General features: G+C 45.8%; 11 protein-coding genes. 3 read left to right on the forward strand and 8 right to left on the reverse strand.

Going from position 1 to position 10,620, the window contains the following annotated elements; all coding sequences use genetic code 11:
• From B3180_RS12070 to rpsB, 7 genes are all read right to left on the reverse strand, one after another.
• Nucleotides 1–437: NmrA family NAD(P)-binding protein (locus B3180_RS12070; RefSeq protein WP_349677620.1), on the reverse strand; the 437-nt coding region annotated here is incomplete at its 3' end.
• A 4-nt stretch (nt 438–441) separates the two neighbouring features.
• Nucleotides 442–1,305 carry a phosphatidate cytidylyltransferase gene (locus tag B3180_RS12075; RefSeq protein ID WP_222235461.1) on the reverse strand — a complete coding sequence of 288 codons (864 nt, stop codon included), beginning with the start codon at nt 1,303–1,305 and terminating at the stop codon, nt 442–444.
• Between the two features lie 3 nt (nt 1,306–1,308).
• Nucleotides 1,309–2,082, reverse strand: coding sequence for a polyprenyl diphosphate synthase (uppS, locus tag B3180_RS12080; protein ID WP_199494885.1), 774 nt, complete (start codon nt 2,080–2,082; stop codon nt 1,309–1,311).
• An 82-nt stretch (nt 2,083–2,164) separates the two neighbouring features.
• Entirely contained in the window at nt 2,165–2,722 is a 558-nt protein-coding gene (gene frr, locus B3180_RS12085) for a ribosome recycling factor (protein WP_054488165.1), read from the reverse strand.
• 31 nt (nt 2,723–2,753) lie between these two features.
• Nucleotides 2,754–3,488, reverse strand: a complete 735-nt coding sequence (gene pyrH, locus B3180_RS12090; RefSeq protein WP_222237006.1) for a UMP kinase — start codon at nt 3,486–3,488, stop codon at nt 2,754–2,756.
• A 103-nt stretch (nt 3,489–3,591) separates the two neighbouring features.
• Nucleotides 3,592–4,470, reverse strand: coding sequence for a translation elongation factor Ts (gene tsf / locus B3180_RS12095; protein WP_054488167.1), 879 nt, complete (start codon nt 4,468–4,470; stop codon nt 3,592–3,594).
• Nucleotides 4,471–4,485: 15 nt separating this feature from the next.
• Complete coding sequence (gene rpsB, locus B3180_RS12100; RefSeq protein ID WP_054488169.1) at nt 4,486–5,214, reverse strand: 30S ribosomal protein S2; 729 nt, start codon at nt 5,212–5,214, stop codon at nt 4,486–4,488.
• Nucleotides 5,215–5,500: 286 nt separating this feature from the next.
• Between rpsB and map the strand changes: the two genes are divergently transcribed.
• Genes map through dapD form a run of 3 tightly spaced genes read left to right on the forward strand, consistent with a single transcriptional unit; the run spans nt 5,501 to nt 9,782 of the window.
• Entirely contained in the window at nt 5,501–6,289 is a 789-nt protein-coding gene (gene map, locus B3180_RS12105) for a type I methionyl aminopeptidase (RefSeq protein WP_054488170.1), read from the forward strand.
• A gap of 19 nt (nt 6,290–6,308) precedes the next feature.
• The gene (gene glnD, locus B3180_RS12110; RefSeq protein ID WP_278358744.1) at nt 6,309–8,948 is read left to right on the forward strand and encodes a [protein-PII] uridylyltransferase; all 2,640 of its coding nucleotides are present in this window, start codon (nt 6,309–6,311) and stop codon (nt 8,946–8,948) included.
• A gap of 9 nt (nt 8,949–8,957) precedes the next feature.
• Nucleotides 8,958–9,782, forward strand: a complete 825-nt coding sequence (gene dapD / locus B3180_RS12115) for a 2,3,4,5-tetrahydropyridine-2,6-dicarboxylate N-succinyltransferase (RefSeq protein WP_054488173.1) — start codon at nt 8,958–8,960, stop codon at nt 9,780–9,782.
• A gap of 3 nt (nt 9,783–9,785) precedes the next feature.
• Here dapD and truC read toward each other — a convergent pair whose 3' ends face one another.
• Complete coding sequence (gene truC, locus B3180_RS12120; protein WP_278358745.1) at nt 9,786–10,496, reverse strand: tRNA pseudouridine(65) synthase TruC; 711 nt, start codon at nt 10,494–10,496, stop codon at nt 9,786–9,788.
• Nucleotides 10,497–10,620 lie beyond the last annotated feature (124 nt).

The following is a 10,620-nucleotide window of genomic DNA, read 5'->3' on the forward strand; positions in this document are numbered from 1 at the left end:
ATTATTCGAGCGCCAGAACGTTGTGCGTGGTCAATAAACAATTGACCGCTCATTACCAGGGCTTCTTTGTTGGCCAGCAAGACATCTTTACCCGCATCAATAGCAGCTAATGTCGGGGCAAGTCCTGCAGCGCCAACTATCGCTGCCATAACAATATTGACGTCGCCTGCGGCACTAACTTCTGCTAAAGCTTTTTCGCCGTAGGTTACCTGTGTTGATACCTGAGTGCCTAAAAGTTCTTTGAGCTCTGACGCACTGCTTTGAGAGCCCATAACGGCGTATTGTGGATGGTGCTTCAAACACAGCTCAGCCATAACCTGAACCTGGCTGTGAGCGGTTAGCGCAAAAACCTCAAAGTCTTCCGGGTGTCGTGCAACAACATCCAGAGTGTTTTGACCAATGGAGCCTGTTGCTCCCAAAACCGTAATTCGACGCATAGGTTTAATGCAAAAACTCCAGATAAGCTAAGGTGAAAATAGGCACTGCAGCTGTAAGACTGTCAATACGGTCGAGAATTCCCCCATGCCCCGGTAAAATTGATCCGCTGTCTTTTACTCCGGCACTGCGTTTAAACATACTTTCGTTTAAATCTCCGAATACCGACGCCACTACAGTAAACAACCCGGTTAAGTAATAACCGGTAAATTGATCAGCGGGCACTTTAGTCCAGTGCGCCACAACCATCATCACCACAAAAGCCAGAGTTACCCCGCCACATAAACCTTCCATCGTTTTGCCCGGACTTACGGCTGGCATCATTTTGTTGCGCCCATAACGAACGCCGGCAAAATACGCACCGACATCGGCAGCCCAGACTAAAAGAAGAATAAACAGAACAACCCAGCCACCAAAGAAGCGAGACTCATCAATATCGATAGAGCGGACCGTGACTAATGCAGCCCATGTAGGAATAAAAATCAGCAACCCAAAAACACCAACAATGGCGCGGGTTCGCGACCACATACGGCGACTTGAGGGGTAATTAACTATCATTGCCAAAGCTACGACCCACCAGATGCCACCGGCAAGGATAGTGTAATAAATCAGTTTAGAAAGCTCGCCATCGCGCCATAAGTGTTCATACGGTGCCAGCCATGAAAGCACACCAATTATAGCTCCAACAAACAGAGTATAAGCAATACGCGCTGATGTACGACGCACGCCCATTAAAGGAGACCATTCCCAGGCACCCAGCATTAAAACCGCCTGAATAAACAGAGAAAAGCCCCAAAGCGGCAGCATAAAAACCCCGTATAGTGCCACTGGAACCAGCAATAATGCTGTAATAATACGTTGTTTTAGCAAGTGTTATTCCTCTATCCGAGTTTCTATGCCTTGCATAAGCACGGTCAATTGTTCGCTGGTTAAACCGAAGCGACGTTCACGTTGAGCAAAATCCGTTATTGCTTTAGCAAAAATGGCATCGTCAAAGTCTGGCCACAATGTTGAAGTAAAATACAACTCTGCATAAGCCAACTGCCATAATAGAAAATTACTAATACGACGCTCCCCCCCCGTTCGGATGAGTAAATCCGGTAATGGCTGATCGGCCATCATAAGTTCACCGGATATTGCCTCTTCGGTAATTTCTGAAGGCTCGATCTCGCCGGTTTTCACTTTATCAGCCAACTTACGACTGGCTTGAGTGATATCCCATTGACCACCATAGTTTGCAGCGATATTTAAATTTAGCCCACTATTATTCTGAGTCTTTTCTTCGGCTTCTTGTATTCGCTTTTGTAAACGCTTTGAGAAAGCACCTTTATCGCCAATAATGCGCAAGCGAATATCATTATCGTCTAACTTTTTTACTTCGCTTTTCAATACTGACATAAACAACTCCATCAGTACCGATACTTCAGTAGCGGGACGCTTCCAATTTTCGCTACTAAAAGCAAATAAAGTCAGAGACTCTATACCGTTACGGCGAGCAAAAGCGACCGCTCTGCGCACAGCTTCTGCTCCGGCCTTATGCCCAAAAGTTCGTATTTTACCGCGTTGTTTCGCCCAACGACCATTGCCGTCCATGATAATGGCAACGTGTCGGGGAACTAACTGCTCTATTGACGGTAATTCTTTCATTCAATCTGCCGTAAACATTAAAAAACGCCGTGCGAGTATACCTGACACGGCGTCATAGACCAACGTAGGTAAGGTTTGATGGTTAAATTTCCATCAAGTCCTCTTCTTTTGCTTTCAACGATTCATCAATTTGCTTGACGTATTTATCCGTCAGTTTTTGAATCTCATCTTCAGCACTACGTTCTTCATCTTCAGTAATTTCTTTTTCTTTCAGAAGGTCTTTAATATCGCTGTTCGCGTCACGACGAATATTGCGTACCGCCACTCGCCCCTGCTCTGCTTCCGCGCGCACAATTTTAACCAGGTCGCGACGACGCTCTTCAGTCAATGGTGGCAAAGGAATGCGAATAACAGCTCCGGCTGATGCCGGATTTAACCCCAAGTCCGAGTTAATAATTGCCTTTTCAACCGCAGCTGAAGCCGACTTGTCAAATACGGTCAACGCTAAAGTTCTGGAGTCCTCGGTGGTGATATTAGCCAACTGTTTCAGCGGCGTGTCAGTACCGTAATAGTTCACCATAACACTATCTAAAATGCTGGGGTGAGCTCGTCCCGTGCGTACTTTCGACATTTGACTACGCAATGACTCAACACTTTTTTCCATGCGATCTTTAGCGTCTTCTATAATTTCTTTTATCACTGTCTTATACCCTTCTATTCAATAGCGGCGATTACTCTGCGTCTTTACTAATTAGTGTACCTTCTTCTTCACCCATAATCACGGCTCGTAAAGCACCCGGCTTATTCATATTAAACACCCGGATAGGCAAAGCGTGGTCTCGCGCCAGAGTGAATGCCGCTAAATCCATTACTTTTAACTGTTTTTCCAGTATATCATCGTAATTAATATGCTTATACAAGGTTGCATCCGGATTACCCACAGGATCATCCGAATAAACCCCATCAACTTTCGTTCCTTTAAGAACAACTTCAGCTTCAATTTCAATTCCGCGTAAACACGCCGCTGAGTCTGTCGTAAAGAAAGGGTTGCCAGTTCCGGCAGAGAAAATCACCACCCGACCTGACTTTAATAAACTAATAGCTTCTGCCCAGTTATAGCTGTCACAAACACCCGTTAATTCAATAGCTGACATTAAGCGCGCGTTAACAAAAGCACGATGCAGAGCGTCACGCATTGCCAGACCATTCATCACTGTTGCCAACATACCCATATGGTCGCCCACAACACGATTCATACCAGCTTTGGCTAAACCTTCTCCACGGAATAAGTTACCACCACCAATGACTAAGCCTACCTGAACCCCAAGTTCAACTAATTCCTTAATTTCCTGTGCCATACGATCAAGCACTTTAGCATCAATGCCAAATGGTTCGTCCCCCATAAGGGCTTCACCACTGAGTTTTAACAATATGCGTCGATAACTGGGTTTCGGATGGGTGCTCATCATTGCCTCTACTCTTTCCTTTAGTTTAAAAAAAACCGCGTCCTGAACGCTCAAGACGCGGTTTATAATTTTCTATTTCATGGGGCTGGTCGAGACCACGCTGTTAGCCTTTGCTCGCTGCCGCCACTTGTGCCTGAACTTCAGAAGCAAAATCTTCTTCTTTACGTTCAATACCTTCACCCACTTCAAAGCGAACGAAAGTAACAACATCGGCACCAGCTTTCTTCAGTAACTCACCAACAGTCATTGATGGGTCTTTCACGAAAGGCTGACCAGTCAGGCTGATTTCACCGGTAAACTTACGCATACGGCCTTCAACCATCTTTTCAGCGATTTCTTTCGGCTTACCGCTTTGCATTGCGATATCAACCTGAATAGAACGCTCTTTCTCAACAACTTCAGCTTCAACGTCTTCAGGCTTAACGAACTGTGGATTACTTGCTGCAACGTGCATACATAAGTCACGAGCCAAGTCTTCATCACCACCGGTAAGAGCAACTGCAACACCGATGCGAGCACCGTGAGTGTAAGTTGCAACAACATCGCCAGCTTCAAGAGTTTGAACACGACGAACGTTCATGTTCTCACCAATTTTAGCCACTAAGTCTTCACGAGTTTTCTCAACCGTTTGACCACCGATGTCTGTCGTTTTTAACGCTTCAACGTCATTTTCTTTGTTAGCAAATGCAACGTTAATGACTTTATCGCCAAATGCCAGGAAGCTGTCGTCACGTGCTACGAAGTCAGTTTCGCAGTTTAGCTCAACTAACGTTGCCTGGTTGCCTTCAGACTTAACTAAAATAACACCTTCAGCTGCAACACGGCCTGCTTTCTTCGCTGCTTTGGCCTGACCGCTTTTACGCATCAGGTCAATTGCCGCTTCCATATCACCGTCGACTTCCTGCAATGCTTTTTTGCAGTCCATCATGCCAGCGCCTGTGCGCTCGCGCAGTTCTTTTACTAGAGCTGCTGTAATTGCCATGATTCTATTCCTCGATTATTCAGTTGCTTCGACGAAATCGTCAGAGTCTTTCGCTTCAACTTGCGCTGTACGTGCTTCTTTTACCGCTTCTGCAGCAGTGTTCAAATACAATTGAATTGCACGGATCGCGTCATCATTACCCGGAACAATGTAATCAACACCGTCAGGGTCAGAGTTTGTATCCACAACAGAAACAACTGGAATGCCCAGGTTATTAGCTTCTTTAATAGAGATGTGCTCGTGATCAGCATCGATAACAAACAGAACGTCAGGTAAGCCGCCCATGTTTTTGATACCGCCTAAGCCTTTTTCCAGCTTTTCCATTTCACGAGTATTAACCAAAGCTTCTTTCTTGGTTAGTTTGTCGAATGTTCCGTCCTGGCTCATTGTTTCAAGGTCTTTTAGACGCTTGATTGATTGACGAACTGTTTTCCAGTTAGTCAACATGCCGCCTAACCAACGGTGGTTTACATAATACTGACCACAGTTAATAGCTGCTTCTTTAACCGCTTCTGCTGCTGCGCGCTTAGTACCAACAAACAGGATTTTACCTTTGTTTGAAGCAACGTGCTGCATGTAGCTCAACGCATCGTTGAACATAGGCACAGTTTTTTCGAGGTTAATGATATGAATTTTGTTACGAGCACCAAAAATGTAAGGTTTCATTTTTGGATTCCAGAAACGAGTTTGGTGACCGAAATGGACACCTGCTTTCAGCATGTCACGCATTGACACGTTAGCCATAATATTTTTCCTTTTTAGGGGGTTAAGCCTCCATACATCCCATAAGCCGACTTGTTCTTAGACAAGCACCCCGTCTTATGTGTCGATGTATGTGTGGATTATCATTTACATACAAGTTTACTTTGTTGGCATAAGGCCAAAAAAGCGTGCGTTTTATACCATAACGAGCACACTTACACAACAAAAAACGTTACTTAACTTATGTTTTAACCCGCCTCAAAGATAGCGAATTCTATCAGTCGCTGTTAAACTGTCGGCTTTTCCAGCAGTCACGGACAGGAAGAGAATGACCATCTCAATTAAGACACCCGAAGAAATCGAAAAAATGCGCGCTGCAGGCAAGCTTGCCGCTAGTGTTCTTGAAATGATTGGTGAATACGTAAAACCAGGTGTAACCACAGAAGAGCTGGACGATATCTGCCACAAGTATATTACTGACCATGGCGCTTACCCTGCTCCGTTAAATTACCATGGGTTCCCTAAGTCCATTTGCACCTCTGTTAACCATTGTGTCTGCCACGGTATTCCTGGTCCCAAAAAGCTTAAAGATGGCGATATTATGAACATTGATGTCACCGTAAAGCTTGATGGTTACCACGGCGACACCTCAAAAATGTTTGTGGTAGGTAAGCCTACTATTATGGCAGAACGTTTGATTAAAGTGACCCAGGAGTCCCTTTACAAAGCGATAGAAATGGTCAAGCCAGGGATCAAGCTCGGCGACTTTGCGGAAGTTATTCAAAAGCACGCGGAAAGCCACGGCTACTCAATTGTCCGCGAATACTGCGGACACGGTATTGGCTCCGTGTTTCATGAGGATCCACAAATTCTTCATTATGGCCAGGCAGGTACCGGCGAAGAGTTAAAAGCCGGAATGTGCTTTACTATCGAGCCTATGGTTAACGTTGGCAAGCGCCACACGAAATTGATGAAAGACGGCTGGACCGTACTTACCAAAGATCGCAGTCTGAGTGCACAGTGGGAGCACACTCTATTAGTCACGGATAACGGTGTAGAGGTTCTCACATTACGTAATGACGAACCTGACTTAGCGCGAGTTATCGAGCACAACTAACTGACTTCAGGGGGGTATTATGGCTGATGTTGAACAGGATAAAGACTTCCATGGCCGTTGGCCTGACAGAACTCATACCCCTTGCATTAAAGACTATAAAGCACTTCTGGAGAGCTACCGTAACTGGTCTGCGGCGCGTTTTGTTACGGCCGACATTGATGAGCTTGTTCATCACCGTTCGACATTTTTTGATCAGCTCATTTGCCAATTGTGGCAACAGTTTAAACTTAACAATGAACCCGCCACTATATTAGCTGTTGGCGGTTATGGCCGTGAAACACTGCATCCGGGTTCAGATATCGATTTACTCATTTTAATTGCCCCCCAGAGCGAAGACGCTGAAACCAGGTTGTCTGAAAAGCTCAGTCAGCTTATTACCTTTTTATGGGATCTTCATTTAGATATTGGCCATTCGGTACGCACCATCGACGAATGTTTTAGTCAATCAGAAAACGATATTACTATTGCTACAAACCTTATTGAGAGCCGTTACCTTGATGGCTCTGAGGATCTTTATAACGAATTTCATCAACAATTATTGAATGACTTTCCATGGTCGAGCCGAGACTTTTATCAAGCCAAACTTGATGAGCAAAAACAACGACATCAGCAATATCACAGTACGTCCTATAATCTCGAGCCTAATATCAAATCAAGCCCCGGTGGACTGCGTGACATCCAGACCGTTGGCTGGATTGCTAAGCGTCACTTCCGCACCCATTCAGATGAAAACCTGGTTGAATACGGTTATATGACGGCCGATGAGTTCGTCGAGCTACGTGACTGCATGAACTGGTTATGGCGCATCCGCTTTGCCCTCCATCTTGAAGCTGGTAAACGCGAAGACCGCCTTTTATTTGACTTTCAGCCCGGCGTAGCGGTTCGCCTGGGTTATGGCAATGACGGTAAAGCATCCGTCGAAACCATGATGAAAGATTACTTTAAAGTGGTTCTTCGTGTCAGCGAGCTCAACCAGATGTTACTGCAATTCTTTCATCAGGCCATACTGGGCACACAGGACTTACAACACGCAGAGCATATTAGCGATGACTTTGCGGTCTCAAATGAGTTGCTCACTGCACGACATGACAACGTATTCGACGACCACTGCAATATTGTCCGGGCTTTTGTCTGCATTGCCGAACACCCACAGATAAAAGGCATCCATTCAAATACCATTCGTTTACTCAGAAACGCGCGCGCTCAGTTAACCGAGCCTCTTAGCCATGACCCTGAATGCAGAAACCTGTTTAACCAGCTCATTCAGCATCCCCGTGGCTGTGGCCTAGCGTTTGCACTTATGCATCACCACAGCGTATTGGCCAGTTATTTATCCCAGTGGCAACAAATTGTGGGGCAAATGCAGTTTGATCTGTTCCACGCTTACACTGTTGATGAACACACTTTTCGTCTGGTGAGAAACCTCTACCGCTTCAGCGACGAAGACTACCAGGACCAGTTTCCCTTATGCGAAAAGCTGGTAGCACAGATGGATCGTCGCTATTGCCTTTATTTGGCGGGTATTTTCCATGATATCGCCAAAGGCCGCGGAGGTGATCACTCTGAATTAGGCGAAATGGACGCGCGCAACTTCTGTCATCAGCATGGTTATGACGAAGAAGACGCTGAGTTGGTTGCCTGGCTGGTAAGACACCACTTAACCATGTCAGTTACCGCGCAGAAACGTGACATTCATGATCCTGAGGTTATACAAGACTTTGCTAATCAGGTTTCAACGCTCGAGCGGCTGGACTACCTTTATTGTCTTACGGTGGCCGATATTCGCGCAACCAATCAGTCGCTCTGGAATAACTGGAAAGCAACCCTGCTGGAAGAGCTCTACAACGCGACATCTTACTTGCTGCAACAAGACAGTAACAAACCGACACTGGATATTCGTCAGAAAATAAACGAAAACAAAGCCAGTGCAATGGCTTTACTGTTAAGTGCCGGGTTTGAAAAGTCAGAAATTCTCGCTTTGTGGGGCCGTTTTACTGCCGATTATTTCTTCCGGCATACACCAGAGCAGATCAGCTGGCATTCACAGCATATATTAAACTTACCGACCGACCAGTTGCCACTGATTCTAATTGGTGATGAAAACAACTATGGTACAACCGAGCTGTTTATTTATCATCATGAAGAAAGCCACTTATTTGCTTCTGTTGCCGGTGTTCTGGATAGCCAGCAGTTAAATATTCTGGATGCACAAATCCTTGCCACCCGTGACGGTTTTGTCATGGATACTTTCGTTGTACTGCAACGGGACGGCAAGCCATTGACAGAACCGCAGCGCATTGAAGAAGTCAAACAACAATTGCTGGACGTTCTGCATAAACGCATACCTGTCCCCAGTACAAAACGCCCCTTGTCACGGCGCATGAAAAACTTTTCAGTCGCCACAGAAGTGACATTTATACCAAGTAAGCATCACGGTCGTACAACCTTTGAGCTAGTAACTCTGGACAGACCCGGCCTTATTGCTAAACTTGCGGCTATTTTACAGCAACAAAATGTCACCTTACTTGCCGCAAAAATTACCACCATAGGCGAGCAGGCAGAAGATTTATTCATTGTCACCACGGAGCAACAAACCGCTTTGGACGACAAGCAGAAACAAACGTTAAAAAAACAAATTATCAAAGACCTGGAGTTTTAAATCCTTATCATGGAAAACATAAAACAACGCATCATCGATGCATTTGAACAACGTGATCAGCTCAACGCCCATACTGAAAATGACGACTTGCGTGAAGCAGTTCGCTACGTCATTGACGAGATTGACCGCGGTGAGTTGCGAGTCGCTGAAAAAATTTCGGGCGAGTGGGTTGTTCACCAATGGCTGAAAAAAGCCGTTCTGCTGTCGTTTCGTTTAAACGACAATGACCTAATTGAAGGCGGCGAAACACGTTTCTGGGACAAAGTTCCGGCTAAATTTGCTGATTATGACAGTGCTCGTTTCCGTGCCGAAGGCATGCGTGTTGTACCGCCGGCGATGGTCCGTAAAGGCGCCTTTATTGGCCGCAATGTCGTTGTTATGCCGTCATACGTAAATATTGGAGCCTATGTTGGCGAAGGCACTATGGTTGATACCTGGGCTACTGTCGGCTCCTGCGCACAAATCGGTAAAAATGTGCACCTTTCAGGTGGCGTGGGTATCGGTGGTGTATTAGAGCCACTGCAAGCCAACCCGACCATCATCGAAGACAACTGCTTTATTGGTGCACGTTCAGAAATTGTTGAAGGCGTTATTGTTGAGGAAGGCGCTGTTATTTCAATGGGCGTTTACATTGGCCAGAGCACACGCATTTATGACCGCGAAAATGATCGCATTCTATACGGTCGTGTACCTTCAGGTTCCGTTGTTGTACCAGGTTCATTGCCTTCTGCAAACGGAACGCACAGCCTTTACGCTGCCATCATTGTTAAGCGGGTTGATGCTAAAACTCGTGCCAAAGTGGGTATCAATGCCCTGCTACGCAGCGCGGAATAACTTTTACTTAAGAAATGGCTGGTGAAACTCATCCGGCATTGGTATTTCCAAATTGATGGACTCGCCACTGACCGGATGTTTAAAGCTAAGTCCAGTCGCTGCCAGCAGTAAACGGTGGCAATTAAAGTGCTCGCGAAAAAAGTTATTATGCCGTCCATCACCATGGTTTGTATCACCGACAATGGGATGCCTAATATGTGCCATGTGTCGGCGTAACTGGTGCTTACGTCCCGTTTCTGGTTGTAACTGAACCAATGAATAACGCGTGGTATCGTGCTTTTTGCTGACCTTATAAGGCAATTCAACCTGCTTTAAACATTTATAATGCGTCACCGCCGGCTGTTTTTCTTTATCGGTATCGGCGTCAGCGTCCGCTAATTTATCCAGTTCTTCTTTTAGCGCGTAATCAATAGTACCGCTTTCAGCTACATAACCTCTGACGACCGCATGATAGGTTTTTCTTACCTCACGAGCGGTTAACTGTTCAGTCAAAGTTCGTGCGATATCACTGCTAAGAGCAAAGATGAGTAACCCTGACGTTGGCCTGTCCAGCCGATGCACAGGGTAGACATGACGCCCCAATTGGTTGCGCAGCATTTGCATAGCAAATTCACGGGCACCGCTTGCTATGCGGCTTCGGTGAACCAGTAAGCCACTGGGTTTATTAATAACAGCTAAATGTTCGTCTTGGTAAACAAGTTCTAACTGCTTCACCGTTAGACGTCTTCCTGCAGAGGATCAGTGCCACTTAGCAGCACATCAAACTCACGGATTAGAGCGATAAGTTGTTCGTATTGTTCAAGCTCGTTACGGTAGGTATGAGCAGCCATTGGACTAA

The organism is Idiomarina sp. UBA4206, assembly GCF_002383015.1.
Lineage (GTDB): Bacteria > Pseudomonadota > Gammaproteobacteria > Enterobacterales > Alteromonadaceae > Idiomarina > Idiomarina abyssalis.

Excerpts from the sequence above, each read along its gene's own strand:
- tsf (WP_054488167.1), bottom strand. The coding sequence starts at position 4,470 with ATGGCAATTACAGCAGCTCTAGTAAAAGAACTGCGCGAGCGCACAGGC.
- dapD (WP_054488173.1), top strand. The coding sequence starts at position 8,958 with ATGGAAAACATAAAACAACGCATCATCGATGCATTTGAACAACGTGAT.
- rpsB (WP_054488169.1), bottom strand. The coding sequence starts at position 5,214 with ATGGCTAACGTGTCAATGCGTGACATGCTGAAAGCAGGTGTCCATTTC.
- map (WP_054488170.1), top strand. The coding sequence starts at position 5,501 with ATGACCATCTCAATTAAGACACCCGAAGAAATCGAAAAAATGCGCGCT.
- pyrH (WP_222237006.1), bottom strand. The coding sequence starts at position 3,488 with ATGAGCACCCATCCGAAACCCAGTTATCGACGCATATTGTTAAAACTC.
- glnD (WP_278358744.1), top strand. The coding sequence starts at position 6,309 with ATGGCTGATGTTGAACAGGATAAAGACTTCCATGGCCGTTGGCCTGAC.
- uppS (WP_199494885.1), bottom strand. The coding sequence starts at position 2,082 with ATGAAAGAATTACCGTCAATAGAGCAGTTAGTTCCCCGACACGTTGCC.